This window comes from Bowmanella yangjiangensis, from assembly GCF_017255015.1.
GTDB classification, from domain to species: domain Bacteria; phylum Pseudomonadota; class Gammaproteobacteria; order Enterobacterales; family Alteromonadaceae; genus Bowmanella; species Bowmanella yangjiangensis.
Genome location: NZ_JAFKCS010000020.1, coordinates 36,861 through 63,679 on the forward strand (window position 1 = coordinate 36,861; position 26,819 = coordinate 63,679).

The 26,819-nt window shown below is 50.4% G+C and carries 24 protein-coding genes, 3 tRNA genes and 1 pseudogene (1 of these 28 only partly in view); 17 read left to right on the plus strand and 11 right to left on the minus strand.

Annotated elements, in window-relative coordinates:
• The 4 genes from J0A65_RS17005 to J0A65_RS17020 all read left to right on the plus strand — a co-directional run.
• A tRNA-Gly gene (locus J0A65_RS17005) sits at positions 1-21 on the plus strand (it extends 61 nt beyond the left edge of the window).
• Between the two features lie 4 nt (positions 22-25).
• Positions 26-99, plus strand: a tRNA-Cys gene (locus tag J0A65_RS17010).
• Between the two features lie 233 nt (positions 100-332).
• A tRNA-Leu gene (locus J0A65_RS17015) sits at positions 333-419 on the plus strand.
• 217 nt (positions 420-636) lie between these two features.
• Positions 637-1,302, plus strand: coding sequence for a helix-turn-helix domain-containing protein (locus J0A65_RS17020; RefSeq protein WP_206595519.1), 666 nt, complete (start codon positions 637-639; stop codon positions 1,300-1,302).
• Here J0A65_RS17020 and J0A65_RS17025 read toward each other — a convergent pair.
• Positions 1,254-1,649, minus strand: coding sequence for a VOC family protein (locus tag J0A65_RS17025; RefSeq protein WP_206595520.1), 396 nt, complete (start codon positions 1,647-1,649; stop codon positions 1,254-1,256). The two genes, J0A65_RS17020 and J0A65_RS17025, sit on opposite strands and share 49 nt — an antisense overlap.
• 353 nt (positions 1,650-2,002) lie before the next feature.
• On the opposite strand from J0A65_RS17025, the gene J0A65_RS17030 reads away from it, so the two are divergent.
• The 4 genes and pseudogenes from J0A65_RS17030 to J0A65_RS17045 all read left to right on the plus strand — a co-directional run bounded on the left by J0A65_RS17030 (position 2,003) and on the right by J0A65_RS17045 (position 3,304).
• The gene (locus J0A65_RS17030) at positions 2,003-2,401 is read left to right on the plus strand and encodes a hypothetical protein (protein ID WP_206595521.1); all 399 of its coding nucleotides are present in this window, start codon (positions 2,003-2,005) and stop codon (positions 2,399-2,401) included.
• Positions 2,394-2,522, plus strand: a pseudogene (locus J0A65_RS17035) (RlpA-like double-psi beta-barrel domain-containing protein); the annotation flags it as partial. The gene J0A65_RS17030 and the pseudogene J0A65_RS17035, both read left to right, overlap by 8 nt.
• Positions 2,523-2,612: 90 nt before the next feature.
• Complete coding sequence (locus J0A65_RS17040) at positions 2,613-2,786, plus strand: DUF3012 domain-containing protein (protein ID WP_206595522.1); 174 nt, start codon at positions 2,613-2,615, stop codon at positions 2,784-2,786.
• Between the two features lie 92 nt (positions 2,787-2,878).
• A complete protein-coding gene (locus J0A65_RS17045) occupies positions 2,879-3,304 on the plus strand; it encodes a DUF3788 family protein (protein ID WP_206595523.1) in 426 nt (141 codons plus the stop codon).
• A gap of 18 nt (positions 3,305-3,322) precedes the next feature.
• On the opposite strand, the gene J0A65_RS17050 is transcribed toward J0A65_RS17045, so the two are convergent.
• Complete coding sequence (locus J0A65_RS17050; RefSeq protein ID WP_206595524.1) at positions 3,323-3,712, minus strand: MerR family transcriptional regulator; 390 nt, start codon at positions 3,710-3,712, stop codon at positions 3,323-3,325.
• Between the two features lie 70 nt (positions 3,713-3,782).
• On the opposite strand from J0A65_RS17050, the gene J0A65_RS17055 reads away from it, so the two are divergent.
• From J0A65_RS17055 to J0A65_RS17085, 7 genes are all read left to right on the plus strand, one after another.
• Positions 3,783-4,415 (plus strand): cation efflux transmembrane domain-containing protein, encoded by a 633-nt coding sequence (locus J0A65_RS17055; protein ID WP_206595525.1) that lies wholly within the window; start codon positions 3,783-3,785, stop codon positions 4,413-4,415.
• A gap of 6 nt (positions 4,416-4,421) precedes the next feature.
• A complete protein-coding gene (locus J0A65_RS17060) occupies positions 4,422-4,754 on the plus strand; it encodes a hypothetical protein (RefSeq protein WP_206595526.1) in 333 nt (110 codons plus the stop codon).
• A gap of 56 nt (positions 4,755-4,810) precedes the next feature.
• Positions 4,811-6,070 carry a TolC family protein gene (locus tag J0A65_RS17065; protein WP_206595527.1) on the plus strand — a complete coding sequence of 420 codons (1,260 nt, stop codon included), beginning with the start codon at positions 4,811-4,813 and terminating at the stop codon, positions 6,068-6,070.
• Between the two features lie 11 nt (positions 6,071-6,081).
• Positions 6,082-7,311, plus strand: a complete 1,230-nt coding sequence (locus J0A65_RS17070; RefSeq protein WP_206595529.1) for an efflux RND transporter periplasmic adaptor subunit — start codon at positions 6,082-6,084, stop codon at positions 7,309-7,311.
• An 8-nt stretch (positions 7,312-7,319) separates the two neighbouring features.
• Entirely contained in the window at positions 7,320-10,457 is a 3,138-nt protein-coding gene (locus J0A65_RS17075; RefSeq protein WP_206595531.1) for a CusA/CzcA family heavy metal efflux RND transporter, read from the plus strand.
• A gap of 92 nt (positions 10,458-10,549) precedes the next feature.
• On the plus strand, positions 10,550-10,756 hold the full coding sequence (locus tag J0A65_RS27930) for a GNAT family N-acetyltransferase (protein ID WP_416135316.1): 207 nt from the start codon (positions 10,550-10,552) through the stop codon (positions 10,754-10,756).
• Between the two features lie 174 nt (positions 10,757-10,930).
• Positions 10,931-11,650, plus strand: a complete 720-nt coding sequence (locus tag J0A65_RS17085) for a substrate-binding periplasmic protein (RefSeq protein ID WP_206595533.1) — start codon at positions 10,931-10,933, stop codon at positions 11,648-11,650.
• A gap of 27 nt (positions 11,651-11,677) precedes the next feature.
• Here J0A65_RS17085 and J0A65_RS17090 read toward each other — a convergent pair whose 3' ends face one another.
• From J0A65_RS17090 to J0A65_RS17120, 7 genes are all read right to left on the minus strand, one after another.
• The gene (locus J0A65_RS17090; protein ID WP_206595535.1) at positions 11,678-14,047 is read right to left on the minus strand and encodes a family 20 glycosylhydrolase; all 2,370 of its coding nucleotides are present in this window, start codon (positions 14,045-14,047) and stop codon (positions 11,678-11,680) included.
• A 3-nt stretch (positions 14,048-14,050) separates the two neighbouring features.
• Positions 14,051-14,971, minus strand: a complete 921-nt coding sequence (locus J0A65_RS17095) for a sugar kinase (protein ID WP_206595536.1) — start codon at positions 14,969-14,971, stop codon at positions 14,051-14,053.
• 2 nt (positions 14,972-14,973) lie between these two features.
• Positions 14,974-16,455 (minus strand): sodium:solute symporter family protein, encoded by a 1,482-nt coding sequence (locus tag J0A65_RS17100; protein WP_206595538.1) that lies wholly within the window; start codon positions 16,453-16,455, stop codon positions 14,974-14,976.
• A 64-nt stretch (positions 16,456-16,519) separates the two neighbouring features.
• Entirely contained in the window at positions 16,520-16,906 is a 387-nt protein-coding gene (locus tag J0A65_RS17105; protein ID WP_206595540.1) for a RidA family protein, read from the minus strand.
• Complete coding sequence (locus J0A65_RS17110) at positions 16,903-18,363, minus strand: N-acyl-D-amino-acid deacylase family protein (protein WP_232850024.1); 1,461 nt, start codon at positions 18,361-18,363, stop codon at positions 16,903-16,905. The genes J0A65_RS17105 and J0A65_RS17110 overlap by 4 nt, the downstream gene beginning before the upstream one ends.
• A 1-nt stretch (position 18,364) precedes the next feature.
• Positions 18,365-19,216 carry a MurR/RpiR family transcriptional regulator gene (locus tag J0A65_RS17115; protein WP_206595543.1) on the minus strand — a complete coding sequence of 284 codons (852 nt, stop codon included), beginning with the start codon at positions 19,214-19,216 and terminating at the stop codon, positions 18,365-18,367.
• A gap of 19 nt (positions 19,217-19,235) precedes the next feature.
• Positions 19,236-20,477, minus strand: coding sequence for an amino acid deaminase (locus tag J0A65_RS17120; protein ID WP_206595544.1), 1,242 nt, complete (start codon positions 20,475-20,477; stop codon positions 19,236-19,238).
• Positions 20,478-20,687: 210 nt separating this feature from the next.
• On the opposite strand from J0A65_RS17120, the gene J0A65_RS17125 reads away from it, so the two are divergent.
• A complete protein-coding gene (locus J0A65_RS17125; protein ID WP_206595545.1) occupies positions 20,688-23,609 on the plus strand; it encodes a TonB-dependent receptor in 2,922 nt (973 codons plus the stop codon).
• A gap of 375 nt (positions 23,610-23,984) precedes the next feature.
• Here J0A65_RS17125 and J0A65_RS17130 read toward each other — a convergent pair whose 3' ends face one another.
• A complete protein-coding gene (locus J0A65_RS17130) occupies positions 23,985-24,845 on the minus strand; it encodes an AraC family transcriptional regulator (RefSeq protein WP_206595547.1) in 861 nt (286 codons plus the stop codon).
• 230 nt (positions 24,846-25,075) lie between these two features.
• On the opposite strand from J0A65_RS17130, the gene J0A65_RS17135 reads away from it, so the two are divergent.
• On the plus strand, positions 25,076-25,552 hold the full coding sequence (locus tag J0A65_RS17135) for a carboxymuconolactone decarboxylase family protein (protein WP_206595548.1): 477 nt from the start codon (positions 25,076-25,078) through the stop codon (positions 25,550-25,552).
• A gap of 31 nt (positions 25,553-25,583) precedes the next feature.
• Here the strand turns inward: J0A65_RS17135 and J0A65_RS17140 are convergent, their stop codons facing one another.
• Positions 25,584-26,816 carry an ABC transporter permease gene (locus J0A65_RS17140; protein WP_206595549.1) on the minus strand — a complete coding sequence of 411 codons (1,233 nt, stop codon included), beginning with the start codon at positions 26,814-26,816 and terminating at the stop codon, positions 25,584-25,586.
• Positions 26,817-26,819 lie beyond the last annotated feature (3 nt).

Below are 26,819 nucleotides of genomic sequence, written 5' to 3' on the forward strand. Positions count from 1 at the left end.
CGAGTCTCGTTTCCCGCTCCAAATTGGCGGAATGGCAGAATGGCTATGCAGCGGATTGCAAATCCGTGTATCTCGGTTCGACTCCGGGTTCCGCCTCCATCTCCTCAACGTGTTAACGTTGTTTTGCCAGCAGACATTGCTCTGAAATGTGGCTGAGTGAATATCGGGCCTGTAAAGGTCGACACCCGATGCCCGGGTGGTGAGATGGATAGACTGAAGTGCAGGAAGCACAAGTGTCGCGTTAGGCAGAAGCCGTTAGCGACCACAAGGAAACTGTCAACGACAGTTCCAGAAGCCAAAACTGGCTCACAAGTTTAAAAAATCCTCCCGATGCCCGGGTGGTGAAATTGGTAGACACAAGGGATTTAAAATCCCTCGGAGGTAACTCCGTGCCGGTTCAAGTCCGGCCCCGGGCACCATTTAAAATCAAGCAGTTAGCTAAATTTCAAATCCTCGCTTAAGCATCCATTTTAAGCAGATTGGCGACATTCTGACTAAAGTGCTTTACATTCATCACTCCCCGTGCGACCCAAGCTGACTTTGATTTTCCTTGTAAATGGCATTTACTCCCGCCATGACTTTTCACTATTTACATACTATGCGACATTACCCAAATAAGATGGTTTAGGTACGACAATGCTATTCAGCAATTGGTCATTCGAGGTTAGCATGCCGATAGCGGCAGAGATTATGCCGGATGGCTGCCGGGATCTGATTATTGTCAGCCGTAACGGTAGGGTGGAGCAGGTCTTATTCAGCGATTGGGACTGGCAGCCGCGTGAAGTTACGCTGTTGCCTGGACAACAGTTTTGTGGCTTTCGATTTCGTCCGGGTTTGTTGCCAGATTTAGCCGAGTTAGAGGCGATCCGTGCTTGCTGCCTTGATAAAAATGAAGTGTTACAAGACGCCAGGGTGTCATCTTTGCTCTTGCCCGATTGGGAAATACTGCAAATTATTGATGCACTGGCGCTGGAAGGTAAAAGCGTGAAAGCGGTAGCAGCACAGGCCGGTGTCAGTGAACGGACTTTGCAACGACGCTTTGCGGTAAAGGGGTTACCTGCGCCAGAATACTGGCGGCAGCTTGGCCGCGCAAGAAGGGCCGCGCTGGCTCTAACAAGATGTCAGTCGCTATCCGCCATCTCGGCCGATTCGGGCTATAGCGATCAGGCGCATATGACCCGGGATTTCAGCCGTTGGTTTGGTATGACGCCAAGGCGCTTACAACAAGCGCCAGACAGACTGGCGCTATTAGCTCACTCGGGGCTGGGTAACTGGACCGAAGAGCAAATCTCCACCAGATAGCCATTAATATCCAGGATATAGGCGGTGGTTTGCCCCCAGGGCTCTTCCCTTACGTCCTGCACAATTTTGGCGCCCGCCTGTTTGGCTTTTTGCAGCGCACCGGCCACATCCTGAGTTTCGAATGCAATTTCAAATACCGGCCGCTCTGGATTGGGATGTTGCGGATGCTTACCCAGGCTTTGCATTAAATGATGTGACGAGAAAGCCAATTTGGTTTCACCCGTGACCAGCTCACCGTAATCACCACTTTCATGTAAAAAGCCAGTTTCCAGGCCCAGCGCTTGTTGATAAAAGGCCAGGGTGTCGGCCACATTCTCTACATAAAGTATGGTGTATCTGAAGATCATCTGTTTCTCCTTGTTTTTTCTTATGATGCAGGCTTTTAGAGGCTCATTATTGAATAAATGCGACAATGTCAAAGGCTGATATTTTTTGTTGCCAATTCCCGACAGTCTTTAATGAGGCAATGAATAGATGAATTAATTATGCTGCTGTTGATGGGTGTTTGGTGACCCAATAGGTGAAAAAGGCGGGTTTATGTGCTGTTACTTGCGAAAAACTGCCCGTTCTTTACTTTTCGTCTTCAATTGGCGACGGTTGTCAGTTCGGCTGTTTGGCACCACACTTTATTCATTCGGGATGCACGTTGCGACCCGAGCATCAGGGGGAGTTAGCCCCAGTGTCAACCAGGAGTTCACTGATGAAAAAATCCATATGTTCTGTTTTGATAGCGGCAATATTGCCCTTGTCTATCTCGGTACAGGCAGTAGCTCAGGATAAGGACGATCCTAAACAAGTGGCGGAACAAAAACGCGAGCTGGCCAAAATGAAGCAAGAGCAAGGTAAGCAGGCTAGTGAGTTTGGTCAGGAAAAGGCCGAGCAGGCTCGTGAGCAAGGTGAGGCTATGAAAGCCGAGCACGCTAAAGCGCAGGATAAAGATATGCGCGAGGAACGGAAAGCCAACGAAGAGCAGTCTCGCGAGTCCAGGGACAAAATGCATAAAGAGCGTAAGGATGCTGCCAAGATGGCCAAAAAACATGAAAAGGAGAGCAAGAAAATGATGAAGGACAAGGCCGCAAAAGAACGTAAGGGTAGTTAAAATTAATGACATAGGCCCTTTTATAAAGGGACGGGTGATTGACTTGTCTCGCAGCGCCTTTAGCAAAATTGGTGATACAGACTCGGGTTTAATTTCTGTTACCATTGAGGTGGTCGAATAATCGGCCATGAGAATTTTCTGATAAGTTTTTATTTTACCAATTTGACGTGTTTATTGGGCCTGCAGGGCAGCCCAGTTGTTGGAGAAAACCATGAAAAAAATAGGATTATTGTTGGCTTGCTGTGCTTTGTTGACCGCTTGTGCCCCCGAAGTGGGAAGCAAAGCCTGGTGTGAAGATATGAAAGAGAAGCCAAAGGGCGACTGGACAACAAACGAAGCCACAGATTTTGCTAAACACTGTGTATTCTCCAGCAACGAAGACTAAGTTGCGCATAAGGCAGAGCATATTGCTCTGCCTTTATTTCACTCATCTAATCACCATTAAGCTTGTACATTGAAGGACAGACATAAGTTTAGATGGAGACCATCAACAAGATTGAGTTAGCTGACCGGCAAGTCTTCCCAAGCGAAGCGGTGTTGGCTGGAATTCTCGGTGACAGCTCCTACCAAGCATATTTGATGCTGCTAAAGCGTTTTGAGCCACTTGGGTTATCGGTTAACTGGCGATACTACACAGATGGCAGCGCATGGTTATGCAAAGTTCAGTTCAAACGCCGCACAATAGTCTGGATGTCTGCCTGGAAAGGCTTTATGCAAGCCACCCTTTATGTGCCTAAGAAATGTCTGGAAGATGTGTTGGCCTTGGATATTGCTGAGGCAACCAGAGCCAGGATCCTGGCAACTCAAAATGTGGGGCAATCTAAGCCTTGTATCGTAGATATTACAAACAGTGCTGCGGTTGACGAGTGTTGTAAGTTGATAAAGTACAAGATAGCTTCATAACCCTAAGTCTTGGCCCGACTATTCGCCTGTTAATTTATGCAGGATCCCGCACTCACTGACCTTGTTACGTTTACAGCTATTGGCCAACATCGTCAGGCTTTGTTCCAGTTTATTGAGTTCATCGCGCGCTACCCTGACACGTTCAAGTTGCTGTTTGATAATGTTATCCACATTTGTACAGGGGGCGCTGTCGTCGACCTGAGCTGCTATCATCGTTTTGATATCTTCCAGAGAAATCTGCAAGTCACGGCAGCGCCGAATAAACAACAGGGTATGCACATCAGCTTCCCGGTAAATACGATAGCCGTTGTCGGCCCGTTCTGCCGGTTTAAGTAAACCAATTTCCTCATAGTAGCGGATGGTTTTGGCCGGTACGTCGGCCTGTTTTGCCAATTGATTGATTTTCACCTTGACCTTCCAGTTGCTGGAAACTTTATTCTAGGTTACATGCATTCCTATCAACTACCAAGGACCCGACATGGCCGGCTGCTGCGCACCTGAGGCTAAGGACATCCAACAACGTAAACTGCTGTGGGCGGTCTTAGTGCTCAACGCTTTGATGTTTGGGGTTGAGTTTGTGGCCGGATGGTGGGCCCATTCCAGCGGTTTAATGGCAGACTCGTTGGATATGCTGGCTGATGCCCTGGTATACGGCGCCAGCTTGTATGCGGTTGGGCGGGCTATTAATACCAAAGCCAACGTGGCCTTACTAAGTGGTGGCTTGCAATTGCTTTTGGGTGGTTTGGTGCTGTTGGATGTGGTAAAAAACATCTGGCTTGGTGCAACCCCCGACACGCAAACTATGTATGTTGTTGCATTAATGGCGCTGCTGGTGAATGTGCTGTGTTTTGCCATGCTGTATCAGTACCGAAGTGGTGACATTAACATACGTGCCAGTTGGGTGTGTTCACGCAATGATATGCTGGCAAATGCAGGCGTATTGCTATCTGCTGCTTTGGTAAGTTGGTTAGGCGCAGCCTGGCCTGATTGGGTCATTGGTACGCTAATTGCCCTGATTATAATTTTTTCAGCTTTGCGTATTATTCGGGATGCCCGGCAAGTAGCCGCCGATAATAAGCCGCAAACACGTTGCTGCACTAAGGTGAGTTGAACAAGGATGAGAGCCAAGCAGGTTATTTACGCACTGCTATTGCTTATGACACACAGTTTTTTTAGCTGTGTGGCGTCACCTTTTCATGTGCCGGATCCTGAACATCCCGGCTATTCTCACTTAAGCCATATGGAAGCACCTGACTATCATTTGGATAATCAGGGCGATTCAGGTCCGGATCATCAGCATCAATTACATGTGCATTTGTCCTGCCATAGTGGCTATGGTGCCGACTTCCAGTTTCCACCTTGTCTAAGTGTCAATGCTGCTCAACCGGCAAAACACTATCTGAATTTGTTTTACCAACCTCCGGTTCCTCCTCCCAATTATTATCTCTGAATCACATATAAGCGGGTGTTTAACCCAATTAATCTATTGATTTAAGAGAATAATTTATGAATATTGAGTTTTTCCGCAGTGTTGCGGCAAGGCTTGCTGTGCTATGCCTTGGCGGATTGTCAGCTTTGGGTGTGCAGGCCAATCAGCCCTTGTCGCTGGCGCAGGCATTAGAGAGAACCTTAGCCTTTAACCCAACCTTATCGCAGTACCCTTATCAACTGAGGGAACTGGAAGCACAGCGCCTGCAAGCCGGGTTACGACCTAATCCCAATCTGAGTATAGAGCTGGAAAACGTGCTCGGCAGCGGGCAGAACCAGGGTATAGATAATGCTGATCTTACACTGTCCTTTAGCCAATTAATTGAGTTGGGCGATAAGCGTCAGATGCGCGTGAATAAGCAGGATCACGCACTGCAACAACAAAATGCACAGTACGAATGGGATCGTCTGCGCGTGTTGGCTGAAACCACCAAACGCTTCTATCAGGTTCTTAACTGGCAGCAGCTACGAGAGTGGAATCGTCAGCGTATCCAAAAAATCACAGAGTCACTCAACATCATCCGTGTGCGCGCAGCCGCTGGGGCGGTGTCTGATGCTGATGTGTCTCGCATGGCATACCGATTGGCCGAAGTTGAACTGGAGCAGCAAGGTTTTGACAGCGAGTTTCACAATGCTCGCTATCAGCTAAGCCAGCAATGGCTGCAATCTCCCGACTTTGACGCGCTGCAGGGCGATATCCGGGTACTTCCAGCCAGTCCATCGTTACTGAGATTGGAGCAGGCTGTTAATGATGCGCCCGAGCTCTTATTACTTCAGCAGCAATATGCTCTTGAACAGACGAGTCTTCGATTAGCGCAAGCCAATGGCAAGGCTGATGTCACTCTTGATGCGGGACTCAGATACAGTCGCAGCGGGTCTGATGGTGCTCTGGTGTTTGGTCTCTCCATGCCTCTTAACCTGAACAATCCCAATCAGGGCAATATTGATGCAGCCCGCGCGAGACTGGACGGCGTTAGCTTTGCGCAGGCACAGCTACGCCAGGCACTGCGTAGCCAGGTCAAGGCACTGGCGCATCAGGAACGACGAGCCAGAGAGCGAGTCAGCCAGCTTGACCGTCAGCTCTTGCCGCAGGCCCAAAAGTTACTGGTCAGCACCCGCGCAGGTTACCAGCATGGCCAGATTTCTGTACTGCAATTGCTGGATGCCCAAGAGGTCTTGTTTAACGCCCAGCGCCAATTAATAGAGGCGCATTTTGCCGTGTTTGACGCCCTACTGAATATGCAGCGTTTAACCGGCCAGCCCCTGATTGAAGCTTAAGGAATCGAGTGATGAAACATATTTTACGTAGTTTGATAGTCACTGTGTTGCTGGCTTGCGCCTTAACACTTTCTGTTGTTGCTTCGCCGGATCATGGTGTCGAAAAACATGCTGACCCAGACACCGGGCCGCAAGGTGGGCGCTGGCTGGAGCAGGGCGAGTTGGCCCTTGAGGTGGTGATTTATGAAACGGGTTTACCAGCAGAGATGCGTGTGTATCCCTATGTAAACGGCCAGCTAATCAGCCCACTTGGGCTATCTCTGCAGGTGCAGTTGCATAGGCTAGGTGGGGAGATTCAGTCTCTTAGCTTTGAGCGCGAAGGGCCGTATCTTGTTAGTCGCCAAGAGGTCACTGAACCTCATTCTTTTGAAGTAGACATCGAGGCCGGTTATCTAGGCAAAGTCTATACATGGCATTACGACAGCCCAGAAGGCAGAACTGAACTGTCAGACCGGGCAATTAAGCTTGCCAACATTGGTACTGCAGTGGCAGGTCCTGGGGATATCAGCAGCAAAGATAAGCTGTTTGGGGTTATTACCCCCACCATAGATCGACGTTTTTCCTTGATGGCACCCTATCCTGGTGTGGTGGAAGCGTTGCTGGTGCAGGTGGGGGAGCAGGTCAAACTTGGTCAGCCTCTGATGCGGGTGCGAAATAGCCAAACCTTGAAAAGCTATAGTGTGAATAGTCCGGCTAATGGGGTGGTAACAGAGCAATTTGCTAACGCCGGCGAACTGGCTGGCAATCAGGTGCTAATGGAAGTCGCGGATCTCTCCAAGGTGTGGGTCGAGCTTTCCGCTTTTCCGGAAAACATCGAACGTTTGAGAATAGGACAGCGCGCGTTGGTGAAGGATCTTCATCAGCATCTGCAGGCCGAAGGAGAGGTGTTTTATATTGCCCCCATAATGTCAGCCGGGCATATTGCCCGAGCGCGCTTACTGATTGATAACGCTGACGGCCATTGGCGCCCCGGTATGCATGTCAAAGCGGATGTAATTACCGAGCTGCGTCAAGCACCAGTAAGAATTGAGCGCCAGGCGATCCAGCAGTTAGGCGAACGGTCAGTGGTATTTGTGCAGGTGGGCAACACCTTTGAGGCCAGGCCAGTTGAGTTGGGGCTGAGCGATAACCAATGGGTTGAGGTTCTGTCTGGGCTGTCGGCGGGTATGCAGTATGTTACAGCCAACAGTTTTGTGCTGAAAGCCGATGTGCTTAAAGCCGGTGCCAGTCATGCACATTGAGGTGAATTATGGTTAATCAAATTATTCAATTTGCCATAGCTCGCCGTTGGCTAGTGATGGCGCTGACCTTGTTAATTGCTGCAGTCGGAATCTACAACAGCTTGCGCCTGCCTATTGATGCGGTGCCGGATATTACTAATGTCCAGGTTCAGATCAATACCAAGGTAGACGGCTATACCCCGCTGGAAGTGGAGCAGCGCATCACCTATCTGATCGAAAATGCCATGGCGGGCATCCCGAGTTTGGAGTATACCCGCTCATTGTCGCGCTATGGTCTTTCCCAAGTAACAGTTGTGTTCAACGAAGGTACGGATATCTACTGGGCCAGACAGCAAGTCGGCGAGCGTTTGCAAGCCGTCGGTGGCGAGTTACCCGCTGGTGTTGAAGCCGCCCTTGGGCCTATTGCCAGCGGCTTGGGCGAGATTTTCACTTATGTGGTCAGCGCCAGCCCTGACGCGAAAAGAGCAGATGGCCAGCCGTACAACGCTGAAGATTTGCGCACCTTGCAGGATTGGGTTATTCGTCCGCAGTTACTGAATATTCCTGGTATCACCGAGATCAACAGTATTGGCGGTTTTGAACGTCAGTTTCAAGTGGCGCCCATACCCGGCAAGCTGTTGGCGTTCAAACTGGGTGTGGCCGACGTGATTGCGGCTTTGGAGCGCAACAATATTAACAGTGGCGCGGGCTATATAGAGCGTTTAGGTGAGCAGTACCTGGTGCGCTCTCCAGGCCAGCTTAGCAGCATCGCTGATATTGAAGCCCTGGTGGTGGCAAAACGCGACGATGCGCCGGTACGTATTCGTGATATAGCCACAGTGCAGCTTGGCCGGGAGTTACGCAGCGGTGCTGCCAGTCATAATGGCCAGGAAGCGGTGTTAGGCACGGCCATGATGCTATTGGGGGAAAACAGTCGGGTAGTCGCCAAAAGAGTGGCGGCTAAATTGACGGAGGTGCAGCAAAGTCTGCCCCAAGGCGTGCATGTCGAGGCGGTTTATGATCGCACCAGCTTAGTGGAGAAAACCATACAAACCGTACAGAAGAATCTGTTCGAAGGGGCGGTGCTGGTGATTGTTGTGTTATTCCTTTTACTGGGAAATGTCACCGCGGCATTGATTACCGCCCTGGTTATCCCCCTGAGTATGCTGTTTGCCATCAGTGGCATGGCTGCCAACCGGGTTTCCGGCAATCTGATGAGCCTAGGGGCCATCGATTTTGGCATTATTGTCGATGGCGCAGTGATTGTGGTGGAAAACGCCTTGCGTCGTCTGGGATTGGCCCAGCACCGGGCTGGCCGCTTGCTGACCCTCGAAGAAAGGCTGAGTGAAGTGTTTCACAGTACCAAAGAAGTGTTCAACCCGGCAGTATTTGGTGTGCTGATTATTATGCTGGTGTATCTACCCATCTTTGCCTTAAGTGGGGTGGAGGGCAAGATGTTCCATCCCATGGCGTTTACTGTGGTGGCTGCGTTACTGGGTGCGCTCTTATTTGCCATGACCTTTGTGCCGGCGGCTATTGCCATCTTTGTGCGCGGTAAGATTGTGGAGAAGGAGAACCCGCTGATGCGCGGTGCTCGCAAGCTCTATCTGCCTTTGTTGTCGCTGTCGCTCAAACATCCCTTCAAACTGGTTATCCTGGCATTGCTGATGTTAGTGTCCAGCGTCTGGCTGGCCAGTCGCATGGGAGCGGAGTTTTTGCCGCAACTGGATGAGGGGGATATTGCTATGCATGCACTTAGGATCCCCGGTACAGGCATGGACCAGTCCGTGACCATGCAGTTGCAACTGGAGCAGGCGGTGGGGGAGCTTGCCGAGGTGCGCGAGGTATTCTCCAAAATAGGTACGCCGGATATTGCCAGTGACCCTATGCCCCCCAATGTGGCCGACACTTTTATTATGCTCAAGGATAAATCCGAGTGGCCTGACCCCGGTTTGTCTAAAGCGGAACTGGTCGAGAAGATTCGTGAGCGGGTAGAAGACGTGCCCGGCAATAATTACGAGTTCACACAGCCTATTGAAATGCGTTTCAACGAACTCATTGCAGGAGTGCGTGCTGATGTGGCGCTGCGTATCTATGGCGATGATCTTGAGGTACTTAAAGCCAGCGGTGAGCGGGCTGAGGCGCTGTTAAAAACCGTGCCGGGGGCAACAGACGTAAGACTGGAGCAGCTCGCGGGTTTGCCGACTTTGTCGGTAGTTCCGCAGCGAGAACATATGGCATTGCTGGGCCTGACCGTGGCTGACATCCAGCAGGCAGTTGCGGTTGCTATCGGCGGTGTACAAACCGGCCTTATTTATGAGGGAGACCGTCGCTTTAAACTGCTGGTCAGGATGGAGAATGACTGGGGGCAGGACCCGCAGTACTTGTCGCAACTCCCTGTGACCTTGAATAACAGCCAGAATCCTGACCTTGCCTATGTGCCGCTGGGGGAGGTGGCGGATATTGAATTGGTCAGTGCGCCTAATCAAGTGAATCGGCAAAACGGTAAGCGCAATGTGGTGGTCACCGCCAATGTCGAGGGGCGGGATTTGGCCAGCTTTATCGCGCAAACCCGAGAACTGATGCAAAACCAGCTGGGGCTTGCACCGGGTTACTGGTTGGAATACGGTGGCACCTTTGAACAGCTGCAATCAGCGAGTCAGCGTCTAAGCCTGGTCGTTCCCGTGACCTTGTTGTTGATCTTAGGCTTACTTTTCAGTGCCTTTGGTTCGTTGCGTGATGCTCTTATTGTTTTCAGCGGTGTACCGCTGGCCCTGACTGGAGGCATCCTGGCGTTAAGCTTACGGGGGATGCCGCTGTCAATTTCGGCGGCGGTGGGGTTTATTGCCTTATCCGGCGTGGCGGTGCTTAACGGTGTAGTGATGCTGTCTTTTATTAGGCAACTGAGGGAAGAAGGCAAGTCCTTGCAGGACGCCATTTGGCAGGGAGCCAGTCAGCGACTTCGCCCCGTACTGATGACGGCATTGGTGGCGAGCTTGGGGTTTGTGCCTATGGCCCTGAACACGGGCACCGGGGCAGAAGTGCAGCGGCCCCTCGCCACTGTGGTGATTGGCGGTATTCTCAGTTCAACTCTGCTTACTTTATTGGTGCTACCGGCCCTCTATCAGTTGGTGTATCGGGCCAGGCTGATATTGCAAAGAGCGTAAAATGACAGGGGCGAATATCGCCCCCCTTTTTTTCCTCGGCACCCTTTGTGGCTACAAACTGATAAGGTTTCCCTGTTTTAACCAGGCATAATATCTTTGCGGTAAACTCGATGTTTCGCGGGCAGGGCCTGGGAGGAAGAGCGCTGGAATTACTTATTCAGCATACCCAACAGCAGAATCGGCTGGCCTATGTGAGTGCAGATAATATAAGGGCGCAGCATTTTTTCAGTAAGAACGGTTGGCGACAAGACCCGTCTCAGCGCGTTGACGACATGTTTGCTTATATTAATAATGCATGAGAAATGTGAGGGTTTGGTTACATAGTCGTGACAAGGTCGCGCAACTGATAAGCGTGGATGCGCTAGTGTATTGGAGTCATTAAACTTTTACGTACAAGGGCGAATGTGGGTGGTATGATGCGTTGCCCACAACTCAGACCAGAAGACAATTAGTCCGCGACTGCTAGGTATTTTATGCGTTTTATCTCGATATTTACGGTACTGCTCGTATGCATCAGCATGCAGGTAAGTGCTAAAGAAATCCTCCGCTCTTCCGTTTCTCCAGAGTTTGTTGACGGCTTACATACCAAATATCTGGACTATATCGCCAAGCAAATGGATATGGAGCTGGAAATTAACCCCATGCCGTTTGCGCGCAGATTGATGGCGCTTAAAAACGGTGATATCGATGTAATGGTCGGGGTGACCCGTGATAGTGATAAACAGGATGAAATTATTTATTTACGCCCTAGTTATGAGCAGCTTCGTCATACCTATTTTGTGCGTAAGAACAATCAAAAGAAACTGGCGACCATTGATGATTTGGGCAATATGAAGATTGGTGTGACCATCTATGCCAAGTATTTCGATAACTTTGAGCGCAAGCAGGACTTTGCTTTAGTCGGCGTTTCAACCCTTTCTCAGAAGATCCAGTTATTGATGAAAGGCCGTATTGATACTTTTATCCACTATCAGGAAAGCACCTTACCGCTACTTGAAAAAATGGGCCTGAGTGGGGAAGTGGTGAAAGCCAAGTATCAGCCTACACATTACAACGATTATTATGTGACAATTAGCGCCAACTCCCGACTACTTCACCTAAAGGACAAGTTCGAGGAAGTTATTCGACAAGGTGTGGAAAGCGGTGCTTTCAATCAGATTCGGGAATTGCATTACCAGCAGCAGCCCGAATAAATAAGGGGGAATATGCCCCCTTTATGCTCAGTTGCTGCAACGCTCAAGCAAACGCTCGGTGCTATGGGCAAGGCCAATCACCATTTCCTGTCTGACCTCGGCGAGCTGCCACAGCTGGTTACGCAGTGTCTCCCCCTCAGCTTGGTTAATTGCGCTGTTGCGACAATTTGCAACCAACTGGCGGCTAAGTTGTAAGGTTTGTTCAATGTCAGTGACAACTGGTGCCAGAGGCAGTAACTCACTATTGGTATTGACCAGCTCGCGCATAGCCGGAAGTTGCTGTTGCCAGGTAGATAAGGTCTCATCTACCTTCGACAATGCAGTGTTATCGGTTGGTTTAACCTGACTGATTGTGCGATCCAATGCCACTAAGGCCAGGCTTTCTGCCGGTAGAAAATCCACAAAACGGTCCAGCCTTTCACCATGGTGATAGGCATCGGCCTGGAACTTAATATGATGACGGGTGTAATACTGCGCCTGTTCGACAATTTCAGCCAAGGTGTACAGAGGGGATAAATCTGCGCCTTTGCTAACCAATGACGCAAAACCGGCCTGCTGCTGATCAGCATAAGCCAGACCGACCTTAGTACCATATTCATGCATAACCGCCAGGCGACGATACATCTCATCTTTATCCGTGAGTGTTTTAGCTGACCAGAAACGTTCGGCAATGGCATACAGGCGCGGCCAGATACGTAAATCAAGGTTCTCGCCGGTGATAATCTCACTCCAAATAGTGGCTTCACCACCAAGAATGTTGTCGGCAGACTGCGGTTCGAAGTGGGTAGGCTTCACTACTTGTGGGGCGTTGTTGTTACCTTGGCCTGAACCTAGCTGCTTACCCCTGACAGAATAAGGACTGTTACCTATCAAAATACGACCATCAAGGCTTTTAGTGCTATTCAGGCTAACTTCAAACTGCATTGGCCCCATCCAGGTATCTAACCAGAAACGGGTCAAACTTCCCAAGGTTTCAATGTCTTTCAGCATCCGGGTTTGTTGTTTATTAACCTGTATATAGCCCTGGCGGCTACCATCTGCCTGAGTAAAAATAACAAATTCGCCTTTGACTGCACTGCCTTTTAAGCGGGGCATTTCAAATTGCCATTGCTGCCACTGGGTATCATTACTGATTTTCGGCGCCACAAAATCATTGGCTGGTATTGGCTCGTTTCGGTAGTGATAGGCTGTTTTTTGCGGCTGGTCGATATAAAAGCCAGTGGACAACAAGCCCTGGTAACCAGCCATGGCCGTTTGTGCTAATGAGTCCAGTCCTTGCCAGGATTGGATCATGATGTCTTTAGGCAAGTCTGGATGGAAAATTTCATCCCAGCCCATCATTTTCTTGCCGTGACGGGCCAAAATCTTCTGCACTTTTGCATTGAAGTGCGTGTGTAACTCATGATGATCAGCCAGCTTATGTTCGGTCATATAGGCAGCAACGCTTTCGCTTTGCTGCCACTGTTTGGGGTTAATCTCATCGCCGCCAATATGCAGATAAGGATCGGGAAATAGTGACGCAATTTCACCTACCATGGCATCGATAAAGGTATACACCTTGGGATTACTGGGATCGAGCAAGGGCTCAAATACCCCCCAGTGTCGCTCTAATTGGTAGGGGCCTGGCAAACTGATCAGTTCAGGGTATGCGGTTGCTATGGCGCTCGCATGCCCTGGAACATCAAATTCAGGAACTACGCGAATGCCCAACTGGCGGGCATAGTCTACCACCTTGCGGATATCGTCCTGGGTGTAATACAGACCATCGGATGCTAACTCTTGCAGTTTTGGATAGGTCTTTGACTCGAGTCGCCAGCCTTGATCATCGGTCAGGTGCCAGTGGAACACATTCAGCTTGGCTGACGCCATTCCATCCAATTGGCGATAAATCGCATCCAATGGCATAAAATGCCGGGCGCTATCAATCATCAGGCCGCGCCAGGGAAATCGAGGGCTGTCCTGTATGCTAACAAAAGGCAGCTTGCCCTGGTGTTCGAATGCCAACTGACGAAGGGTTTGCGCTGCGCGCAATGCGCCAAGCTCGGTTGCCGCATCAATGCGAATTCCTTGCGAATTTATCTTTAGGCTATATGACTCATCATCACCCAAGGCTGGATAGTCGGCGTTTGCGCTTTGCTTGACATGGATTTGCAGGGAAGCGGCTTGGTTGTTATCGACAAGCTGAGTGTTCAGACTTTGCTGCAGTTGTTGTTTTAACAAGGCTAAGCGGGCATCTCCCATCTGAGAAACTGAAAAACCTAACGTCGCCGGCAGGCTGAAATACCCTTGCTGCTGGCTCAGCTTAGCCGGGTAGGGCATTAATGCCGGTGCAGCGGCGAGAGCAGACATGCTGAGTCCCGCGCACATCAATGAGGTGAATAACAGCGTTTTTTTCATGAATTACTCCTTAATCGGCATCAAATCGAGCATAGCGCTGCGGGGAATAATGGCACCGGGATACTGTATGACCCGTGCGGCCAGTGCATGACCGGTTTTGGCTGCCACATCTGTTGGCTCTCCGCAAAGCCAACTGGCCAGAAACCCAGCGGCAAAGGAATCACCGGCGGCACTGGTATCCACCACCTTTTCAACCTTAAGCCCTGAGACTTGGGTAAGCTCGCGGCGTGTTCGTATAAGACAGGGCTGACTGCCACGTTTTATCAGGACGTTAGGTATGCCCCAGTTTTGGCACCGGGTGAGAATGGAATCAGGATCATCGCCGCCGTATAAGGCGTATTCGTCCTCGTCAGTAAGTAACACCAGATACGCCATTTGCATCACTTTTTGATACCAAGGCAGGGGATTTTGCTGCCACAAAATTGGCCGGTAGTTATTGTCGAAAATAACTTTTCCGCCTTCTTGGCAAAAGCGCGCCATGGTATCCAACAGCATCTGACGGTGTGAGGAGGACAAAATAGCCAGACTGATACCACTTAGGTAGAAATAGTCGCAGCCTTGATGTTTAAGGGTGTCCAGCAAGGGGTTACCCGCGTCGCGTAGATAATGTTTGGCTGCGCTGTCATCCCGCCAGTATTCAAAGCGACGTTGTCCATCCGTATTGAGATGAATCTGATATCGACCGGGAAGCTTGTCAGCAAGCCTTAATACCAGGGAGGTATCCAGGCCTTCATGCTGCCAGGCTTCAATCAGTGCATCACTATCTGTATCAGTTCCTAACCCGGTAGCGTAGCGCACTTGCACCTTACCGGGGGGGAGCATTCTGCTTAGGTACAACGCTGTATTGAGCGTATCACCGCCAAAACGAAATTCTCCCGAGTCGCTATGCTCCAGCATGCATTCGCCAAACAGTACAATGCGCATGCTTAGGCCTCCTGCCCGGCGACATTCTGGGTGGTTGGACGGCTTTCCATTTTCTGACGCTCTGCATCCAGCATGGCCAGCGCTTGTTCGCGGCTGATGGTGCAACGGGGTGTCACCAAGGTCACAAGTACGCCGGCAAACAGCGCTGCCGTCAGTGAAGGTAATACGGGGTTGCCAAACAGACTGTTGATTTGTGGGGTCAGGCTCACATACAGCGCTGTGCCCATGCCTGCCACTAAGGTCGCCAGTGCGCCTTGCCAGTTATAACGGGGCCAGAAACGCCCAAGCAGGCCACATACGCACATTCCGGACATTAAAATGGCGATCATTTTGGTGATATAAGCAATGATGTCATTTGAGGTCAGCGCAAAGCCTAATGCCAGGCTGATGGTTATAACCAGTGAAATACGCGATAGCAGTACCACTTTCGCTGCTTCTGGCATTTTGCCTGTGACCAGTACATACAAATCACGCAGTACCACACTCACTGCGGCGATGGCGTCAGAACTGGCACTAGACAGTGTTGCCGAGATACCGGCAATAATAATCAACACCCCTAATCCCATGGGCATTAAATGCAGGGCGATATGAGGAAAGGCGAAGGACGGATTATCCAGGTCGGAGACTGTGGCATAAGCCGTCATACCGATAATGGCCGGGATGCAGGAAAACATCAGATACAGTAAACCGGAGTAAACAAAAGATCGGCGTATCGAGCCTACGTCATTACCGGAATAAATTCGTTGTCTGAAAGACGGCGTGGCTAAGATGCCAACCAGAATCGCCAGTGACAATGAAATGGCCGGTAACACGCCGGTTTTATCCACCGCAAACCAGGAAACATTTTCGGCTGGCTGCGCGGCCAGCATGGCATCCCATCCACCAACATGGTGAAGTGAAAACGCGGCCATAAGAATAAAGCCGGTAAACAGAATCAGGGCCTGGATGGAATCAGTCCAGACGACCGCGGTATAGCCTCCGATCACGACATAAATAGCAAAACTCAGGGCGATCAGTACTTTGGCCCATTGAATGTCGATACCGGTGAGCCAGGATAAGTACATGCCACCGCCAATAATATGGGCGCCTAGCCAGCCGATACTGGCGATAAAGATCACCAGCGCAATAAGATTTTTAATCAGTGGATCAGCGCCCACATAGTAAGCCAGCTCCTCGCTCATCGTCATAAAGCGCAGATTTCTGACCGGTGCAAACCACCAAGCCAGCAGTAAAATACCAATGGCACCGCCGATACCGTAGAGGGTGCCTGCCCAGCCATTTTGATAAGCAAAGCCTACCGCGCCCATTGAGCTGCCAGTGCCGACCATGGTTGCCACTGTCGTTCCCAGGGTTAACAACAACGGCAGACTGCGGCCACCAAGCAGGAAGTCTTCACCACTATTGCCCTTTCTGGATACATACCAGCCAAGCGCAATCATGCCGAGCAGATAAAGGCCGAAGGCCAGGATAAAGGTGGTTTGCATTGTTGATATACCTCTGGGAAAAGGCGGCTATGCCAGCCGCCAGAAAAACGGAGAAGATGGGGAGTTAGGCGCCCTTATAACAAGTGACGTCGACTTCAACCTTACAGTCCACCACCAGATCAGCGACCGCACAAATACGGGCGGGTGGATGTTCGCCGAAAACTTCTTTGAAAACTTTGTTAAATGACTGGAAATAGCGGGCATCTGTCAGAATTACCTTCACATGCACGACATCTTGTAAGCCATATCCGGCTTCCTGCATAATTTCCAGGCAGTTTTCAATAGCGATACGGCTCTGTTCGATAATGCCGCCTTCCACTACTTCACCATCACGCATCGGAGTTTGGCCTGATACATAAAGCCAGCCGCCGGCTTCGACTGCCCGCGAAAAAGGCAGATGTTGTCCGCCTGTACCTACACCGCCATTAATTCCAAAACGTTTGATTGTCATTGCTGTTTACCTGTGTGTTGAAGAAACTGTCCGGCCCGATTGCCGGTCAGTGAAGGATTCTGTGTGTTTTCATAGCTAAGCTGTCCATTTACCCAGACCTTGAGAATGCCTTCGGCAGCCTGTTTGGGCTGGATAAAGCTGGCGTTGTCTTTGACTTTTAGTGGGTCAAATAACACTAAATCAGCCTGAAAACCCGGCTTAACCAAGCCCCGTCCGTGCAGCATAAATTCCTGCGCGGATAAGCCGGTCATCTTGTGCACGGCCAATTCCATGGGCATTAAGCCTTTGTCCCTGGCATAGTGGCCAAGCACTCTGGGGAAGCTGCCCCATAACCTGGGATGTGGACTGGGATCGCAGGGCAAGCCGTCAGATCCGATCATGCTGGTGGGGAAACTGACAATGCGCTGGACGTCCTGTTCATCCATGCCGTGGTAAACCGCACCTGCAGGTTGCAGCTTCTCGGCGGCTTCCAGCATTGAGCATTGCCAGTTATCGGCAATGGCGTGCAGAGTCTGCCCGGCCATATCAGGATGAGGATCCGACCAGGTGATAAAAATTTCAAAATCTGTGGTGACCTGGCCTAAATCCAGGGTGCTGGAACTGGCGCTATAAGGGTAACAATCGCAGCCAACATGCTGATGCTGCTGTGCTGACTGTAAATGTGCCAGCACTTCAGCTGAGCGCCCCCAATTAGCCTTGCCAGCACATTTAAGGTGGGAGATAACCACCGGCACTTTGGCTTTTTGGCCGGTGGCAAAAGCTTCGTCCAGGGCGTCAATGATGCCATCAAACTCAGTACGTAAATGTGTGGTGTACAGAGCATCGTACTCGGCCAGCACGGCACTTAGTGCATCAATCTCTTCAACTGGCGCGTGAAAGGCGCTTTGATAAGCCAAACCTGTGCTCAGGCCCTTAGCGCCTTGCTCAAGTGCCCCCACCAGCATAGCGCGCATGGTGTCGATCTCTGTTTTGGTGGCAGGGCGGTCTAGCCTGTCCATGACCTGTGCGCGCAGGGCGGTATGGCCTACCAGTACGGCGACATTTAGCGCGGGCTGAGCTTGCTCAAATGCTTCTTTATATGCACTTAAGGTTGGAAAACGAAATTCATCGGCTCTGCCCAGCAGGTTTAACGGGTCTGGCACGGTTTCGGTGACCGCCACTGGCGAAGCGCTGATACCGCAATTACCCACGATAACGGTGGTAATACCCTGACTGAGTTTACTCAGCATAGAAGGATTGCGTATTAGCTCGATGTCATCATGGGTGTGAACATCAATAAAGCCTGGTGCCAGCGCCATACCTGATGCATCAACGACCTGTTTGGCTGTATAACCCTTCAAGTCGCCTATTGCCTCGATTTTATCGCCACGGATTGCCACATCCTGTTGTAACGGCGGGGTCGGGGTGCCGTCATACAGACAGGCGTTAAGTATCAAGATATCCGTAGCGTGCGACAAATTAGTCTCCGAGTGGTAATCGTTCTGAGCCTTTACGGTGCTCATCAAGGTGGTGTTTTAAGCGCCGCAGCTTCTCGCGGGACTTGCGTTGGTTTTTCACTGCCACTTCACTGGCTAACATATCAATGGCAGCCAGCATCACGTAGCGGGACGCGCTGGGGTTAAAGATGTAATCGGCCTCACGGGTTTGGATGGGCAAGTGCACGTCGGCAATTTGGGCTAGCGGCCCATCCGGACAGATAGCCACCACGTGTGCGCCATATTCCTGGCCTATCTGCGCGGCAGATTGCACATCTGGGCTAACACCTGAGAGTGATAAACAGATCAACACATCATCTTTGTTCACTGTAGAGGCGGTCATCCGCATCAACATAGGGTCTGAGTAGGCGTTGCTTTTTACTTCCAAACGAAACAGGCGGTTATGACATTCCTGTGCCATCACGGTACTGCCGCCGCCAACGCCAAATATCAGCACATGGTCGGCTTGAGTAACCACCTGACTGGCAGATTGCAAATCGCTGTCAGAAATCAGCCCGGCATTGAGGTCTAGGATTTCGTGAATAGCCTGGTAAATGGCGGGTATATCCTGACGTTCAACCGGTTTGTTGCTGATAAATCGCTCACCGACTGCTGCAGATTGGGCCAGCAACATCTTCAATTGACGTACGTTAGTGCATTCCAGTGCTCTGGCCAGGCGCGTAATACTGGCATGGCTGACACCGGCTTTGTCTGCCAGCTCATTAATAGGTGCGCTGGCCGCGAACGTCAGGTCATCAAGAATAAAACGCGCCACCTTCTGTTCGGACGGACGAAGGTGGGCAAGGCGGCTGTTAATACGAGATACGATATCCAATCTGTTCTCCCCAATGGCGTTAGAAACAGGTTTCGATTAATTGCCGGACGCAGTAATCGTCGTCGACAATTCCCAGATAACGCCATTTATCCATGGTTAGACAGGGATGTGAAGTGGAAAAACACAAGATATCGCCAACCGTTAGCTCATCTTTTGGATTAACTTGCAGCATGGCATGCTGATCCATGATACGGGTGAGCTTCCAATGCGAGGGTACGGCGCTTGGTGAGGCATCCCCCGGACGATGGTGTAAAACCGGTGTCGGCAAGCCAGCATCAAAGGCCGCATCTCGCTTACCCAGGCCAATAACCGCCATGCCCGGCTCGGGTATAGACTGCACATATGCCCAAACCTGCAAACTGCTGATCAGGTCACCTTTGATATCGCAGGCCATTCGGCTTCTGGCTTTCACCTCGGCCTGTGCATCCTGGTAGATACCGGTGTCGTGGATCAAATAACAGCCTGGGCGGATAACCACGGCCATATCATCGGGCAGGTTAGTGGGATCCATCTGCTCTGCTACTATGTCATACCAGGCAGAGCCGGCGCCGGTCAGAATGATCTCGTCATCGGCAAAGCGTTTCTGTTCACGCCAACTAAGGGCTAGCGTGCGGATCCCGCTGACAAACTCACTAATGCGGGCCGGGGCATCCGGGCCGTGAATAACGCCCTCATAAAAAGCGATCCCACGTAAATCTAATGCCGGGAGTGCGTTAATCTGTTGGCAAAGTGCATTGGCCTGCTCGACGCTTCGAACGCCACAACGCCCCTGAGGAACCCCCATCTCCAATAACAGGTTTAGCTGTAGATTTTGTGCAGAGAAGAAGGCATTTAGGGCTTCAGCATTGGCTATGGAGTCCACAAAGCAGAAAAACTCTAAACCACTGCGAATTTGCTCGGCAATCAGCTGCATATTGCGTTTACCGACTAACTGATTGGCCATCAATATGCGTTTAATACCGCTTCTGGCTGCTGCAACCACTTGTGGAGCAGTGGCCAGACTCATAGCCCAGCTACCAGCTTCAAGTTGCATGGCAAATAACGCCGGTGCCATGCTGGTTTTGCCATGCGGGGCTAAGCGCACACCAGTTTGCTGCGCATAGTTTTTCATCCATGACAGGTTGTTTTGTAAGGCGCTGCGGCTTAACACGGCAACCGGCAAGCTAACGTCCTCTTCCAGCAGGCTCCATCCTTGCTGCAAAAGCTCGGCATTGCCTTGGCCTTTACTGAATGTCAGCACCTTATTACTACTCAGTGTCATGGTTGTATCCTCGGTAAATTGTTAAGCCCATATCTTGCCCGAATAAAGCCATTAAAAAATAACCATTGCATTTGTATTGATATGAGTGTTAAAAAATACCCGTTAATGTGAAATGTGTTGGTAAAAAGTAACAAGCGAGACAAAGTTAATCATCATCAATGATTTTGTCAACCCAAGACGTGAGCAATAACAAGAAACAGGAGACATATAATGAAACCTCAACGGTTTAAACGTCACTTGGTCGCAGCCAACGTTACCCTCATCCTTAGTGGCATTGCAGCACCCGTTGCAATGGCGCAGGACGTGGCTGCAGACGATGTGGAAGTGCTGGAGGTTCGCGGTATCGCCGCGAGCCATAAGCGCAATTTGAATGAAAAACGTTTTAGTGATGGGGTGACGGATGCCATAACGGCTGAAGATATCGGTAAACTGCCGGACGTCACTATCTCTGATACGCTGCAGCGTATACCCGGGGTGCAGATTCGTCGCTCTGCCGGTGAAGGTTCAACGGTTAACGTACGTGGTATGCCGCAGGTTACTACCTTGTTGAACGGTGAGCAGTTGCTAAGTGCTGGTTCAATTACCACAGTGCAGCCGGACTTCAGCGATATTCCGGCACCTTTGGTGTCAGCCATTTCTGTGCATAAATCACCAACGGCCAATATGCTGGCTGGTGGTATTTCCGGTACATTGAATCTGCAGACCCTACGTCCCTTTAATTTGGAGCAAGGGCTAACCTTAAATGGCGTAGTAGAAGCAACCCGTGGCAGTCTGTCTAAAGAAAACGACCACAAACTAGTGGCATTTGCCGGTTATCGTGGTGATGACATGGGCGTGATGTTTACTGCTTCCTATGACACCAACACGCTAGCCAACTATCGCTACGGTACAATCTTGACGTCTTTCGATTTGCAGGGTGAGCAAACCGGCGATAAACGTGATTTCAATGGCGACGGTGACAATAACGATAGTTATCTGAGCCAGCGTTTTCACGGCATGATGGATAAGCAAACCGAGCGTGATCGCTTGGGTCTTAGCGCCAGTTTCCAGGCTACAGTCAGTGATAATCTGGAATTCTTAGCGGACGTTTTCTACACCAATATGGATGATGCGGATCGTCAGCAAGGTCTGATGATCGATAACGCGCGAGGCAACATCTGGGCGTATTCGGATAATTTTATCGAGCGTGCGCCAGGGCCGTTGGGCGGCAGTATCTATACAGTAAACCAGGCTGAGTTATTGGTGCGTCGGGTAAGCTCTTATTCCGAGAGTCTGACCAACGACCGCGAATCAACCAATATCAATCTGCAACTGAATTATCAGGGTGAAGGTCCGTTCAGCGGCTCAGTGCGCTACTTGCGTGGTGATGCCGAGCGTTCGCATACTGAAAACGTTGCTCACTCTTACCTGACCAGCGGTGCGCAGCACGCGGCATTTACCAACAGCACTGGTGTTGCCACCCCTGTGAACCCCAATGGATACGGCCCGGATCCTATCAAAGTTGATTTTGATCGTACCGGTAAGTACATCACGCTGGGCTATGATCAAGGCTTTGGCTCTGATGTGAGCAAATATAATCTGGTTTCTACCTACTCTGAGAATAACTTCGATGAAGAGGCGACATTGGATGTATTGCGTGCTGACGGAACCTATGAGTTTGAAGGTGATCACCTGTCCAACGTAGAGTTTGGTCTGCGTTGGGGCAAACGTGATGTAGAGCGTGATACGTATATCCTGGTTGCACCTATGACCGGTGGGCAGTTTACCGCAGATGTTATGTGGAAAGACTCCAGTGCCGCGCTGGGTGACACCAATGGCGATGGCACAGTGAATGTTTCACAAGGCGACCTGACCATTGGCAACACCAACTTCTTTACTGACCTGCCGGATGGCTGGGTGCATAAAGTGGATGGTTTTGGTCCTGCCAGTGGTGATAGTTTCTACATGATCAACCCCAAAGCACTGGATGATCCTTTTGCTTTCCAAAACGCGCTGTATCCAGGTAACAAACGCTTGTCCAGACCGTCGCGTTCTTTCGATATCGAAGAAGTAACCCAAACCGCTTACCTGCAGGCTAACTTTGATGGCGAACTAGCTGGCATTCCTTATAAGGCCAATGTCGGCGGCAAGTACATCAAGACCTCTTTGGATATTGGACAGTACATTATCGGTGACGGACGTCCTTGTTCACTTTGTACCGCGGCGAATACTGCGGGTTACGAGGTGCTGGAACGTAGCTACTCAGACTTCCTGCCAGCGGCCAATATCACCTTCAACATTACCGACGACTTCCTGATCCGTGCGGCTTATGGCAAAACCATGACCAGCCTGAACATGAGCCAGTTGTCTGGTGGTATCAGTGTGGGGCGTACCCGTGCAGGGGATGTGTTGGCTGCCGAATTGGGCGTGAGTCCGGACTTGTTGGTGGCGATTAACGGTAGTCGTAATGGTAACCCGGATCTCGAGCCATGGCGTGCCAGCAATTACAACCTGTCAGCGGAATGGTACTTTGATGCGTCAAGCCTGGTCAGTGTTGGCCTGTTCAAAATGGATATTGAATCCTTTATAGAACGCGGTCAGGTCATGATGGCGCTACCTGATATTGACGGTGTTGTACGCCGTGAAGTGCCGGTAAATACCGAGATCAACGGTGAAGGTGGCAGCATTGATGGTATTGAATTGGCTTACCATCAGGCGTTTGACTTCCTGCCTGGTGTATTAGGTGGTTTTGGTACAACAGTTAACCTGACCTATGCACCAAGCGATAGTGCCAACGTTGATGTGTATGGCGCTGATCTACCTATTCAGGACAACTCAGAGCGCTCAGCTAACGCTATCTTGTGGTATGACCGTGATGGCCTGCAATTCCGTATCGCGGCGAACTACCGCAGCGACAGACTGGATAGTCTGGGCTTTGGAATAGGCGAGGGTGTATTGCCGATTTGGGCAGATGACACACTGTATGTGGATATGTCTGCCAGCTACGATATTACCGACAACGTCAGTATCTACCTGCAAGGTAGCAACATTACTGAGGAATTCGAGAATATCTATGCACAGTGGGAAGACAACATCGTGACACAAAACGTCTACGAGCGTCGTTGGACCTTCGGTGTACGTGGCCGTCTGTAAACAGCCTTAAACCCGGTTTTCGTCTGATACCGGGTTTACCCAAAGCTTGTTCCATGATGGGACAAGCTTTTATCGGTCTGCAATATTCCTGATATTTCTCGAAAACCCCTTACCTTAAGGGTCCGTAAATCACGATTTTTAGTGCTTAAGACTGAACTTACAAGAATTAAGGTTAACTCGTTTGAATCGACAGATGGGCAAGGTGCAGCATAAGCCTTGTTTAACAAGAACCTCACTTAATGCCAGACAATTTCAGGCGGGGAATGAGGATGGTCTGTTTGATCATCCAAACAACTAGGAAAAAGATGGGGAGGCCCATCAAACCGGGTTGCAGGAAAGGCTGTTTTGGGTGCCCTCTCACGGACAAGGCTTTTCTCAACGGGAATTGCCGACGATGCCGGTTGTATTAGTGCTCGTCGGTGGTTCTATTAAATGATCACATTGCTTTCTTTTCAGGTATTGCCCTGGTGTTATCCCTACCACTTGCTTGAACTCGTGAATAAAATGCGCTTGATCGTAGTATCCAGCCTGCAAGGCTAAATCGGTCAACGATTGATTATCTTGTGCGTTTTTGAGTAAATCTCTGGCCAGACTAATACGCTGAAGTTTGCTGTATTGCTTGGGAGACATGCCCAACCAGCGGCCAAACTGGCGTTCTAACTGACGCTGGCCTATACCCATATCCTGAAATATATGCTGGATAGGTTGTTGTCCACAGGCCAACTGAATGCGGCTTACCGCGTTTTCAAAGCAATGCTGTTCACCTAAATCCAGTGATAACAGGCGCAATAATTGTTGTTCCAACAGTTGAATACGTGCAGGGGTATCAAGGGGGGCCATACGCTCAGCGAGTTCCTGACCGGGGAAGTTTGGCAGAATGTCACTAATATCTGCTTGCGTATCCACAACCTGGGCAAGCGGCATGGCAAATAACACCATGCCTTTACCTGGCTTAAAACGAACCCCTAAGGCGTCAACTTTGCCAAACAAGGTTAAGCGAGTCGTTTTTCTTGTGGGACCATTAACCAGACAATGGCCGGCTAGCCAGTTGTGATTAAATTGCATCGGGTCGGCAAAGTTAAAGACAATTCCGCTGCCACCTTCAGGATGCATAAACTCAGCACGTTGCAACAGATCACAATGTGCCGCCTTGATCGTCCAATAGCAGTTGATGTGTTCTGCCAACAAAGAACATGGGGAATGTAAGCTAAAGCCCATATGGGCCAGGTTATGCATAATCAATCACCAGTAACGGATTGGATTTAGGGCGTAATCAGCATGTAAGTGTGGATTCTGTTCAAATCCGGCACTTTAGGATCAGACGCTAAGCTGCTGCTCTAGTGTACTGAACCCGGTTTTCAATCTCCAGTGGCACTATCGGTGCTGCCAAGTCGAGTTTATACAATTTTGCCAAAACGACAGCGGGTACTCTACAGGTCAGCGATAACAACCCAAGGAGCCATCTTATGTCATTCAGAGTTAATTTTTATCAAAGTGCACCCGGCGCCATTCAGGCCATGATGGGGCTGGAAAACTATATCAGCAAGTTAGCTGATACCCCGGAAGGTTTGCCCAAAAGCTTACTCGAACTGGTAAAAATGCGGGTATCACAGATAAACAACTGTGCGTTTTGCCTGGATATGCATAGTAAAGACGCCAGGGCCATGGGAGAGACAGAACAACGGCTCTATTTGCTCAATGCCTGGCAGGAGTCTCCCATTTACACCCAGCAAGAGCGCGCTGCGCTTGAATGGTGTGAGGTGCTGACCAGACTCAGTCAGGTCAGCGTAACGGAAGATTGCTTTGAGCGGGTAAAGCGACACTTTACCGACAAGCAAATGACGGATTTGACCTTAGCCATTAATGCCATAAACGGCTGGAATCGATTCTGCGTTGGTTTGGGTGCTGACGTAGGCTCTTACCAAGTCGGGCAGTTTGATTGAAGGAAAGGCGGCAAGAGCCGCCTTACTTGCGTTACACAGTTCGGGTGGCAATGGCGGGGGAGGTTGCTGCTGCGCGGCGGGCCGGCCCCAAAACTGCTAGCTGGCCGACCAGCCACAGAGTCAGCATGCCAACTGGAATCAGCCACCAGTGCAGTTTGGTCAAACCCAAACTCTGCACCAGATAAATATTAAGTCCAACTGTCAGTACTGCACCCAAAATCACGCCCATTGAACTAATCAAAAAGTTTTCCAGCATAAAGTAGCGTAATACTGATACTTGACTGGCACCCAGCGCGCGGCGTGTGCCGATTTGTTTGCGACGGCGATTAACATTAAAACTGGCCAGCCCGACTATACCCAGGGCTGTCACCAGGGTTAGGGTAATCATCACTGTGGTGAGGATTTTGATCATGGCCTGATCACGACGATAGGTGCGATCCCGGGTTTCCTGCATACTGCGTAATCCCCGGACAACCCGTCCTTTGTTGCTATCGGCCAGCATTTGTTCGACCGCTGGCATTAACTCGTCCAACCTTCCTGGCTCTGTACGGATAAAGTACGTACTTGAGCTGAACAAGGTCTGCTCGGGAGACAACATGGCATTCTCCAGCCTTTCCCAGCCCACCCAAGGGGCCTGAAGCTTATCAATAATGCCTTTGACAATGACAGGCTCGTCATCATTGATATACAAGGTTTTGCCTACGGTATCCTGATAGGACTGCTCAGGAAACAGGTTCTCGGCCAGTGCTCTGGTGATGATGATTTCCGCCGGCCAATCCCGCTGAGAGCGCTGCCGCCAGCGTATATCGCTGGGCTTGAACGCTTCACCGGCAATGAGTTCAAGGTCCAGGGTATTCAGTACATGGTCATCCACCATATAGACTGCAGTACCTACACCCTCAAACTCGGCCCCTGGCTGGGTTTGCAGACCCATCGACCAGCCGCCGCCACTAATGGGAATAGCATTTATCTGCATAGCGTCAATCACACCGGGCAGGGCGCGTATTGCATCTAAGTCCGTCTGGATCACCACCTGGTCGTTAAAATCGTCGGCAAAGCCGGTACTGGAAAGATAGAAGCTATTGGCTTCGTCAATTCCGCTGTCACGCGCCATTTGCATGGTACGTTCCATCAGGATATGCACGGCATTGACGATAATGCACATGGTTACCGCCACTTGCAGTGCAATAAGTACCGCACCGACTTTATTGCGTGTCATGGCGCGAAAAATGGGGCCTATTTCCCAACTTGAAAGATGTAACATGAT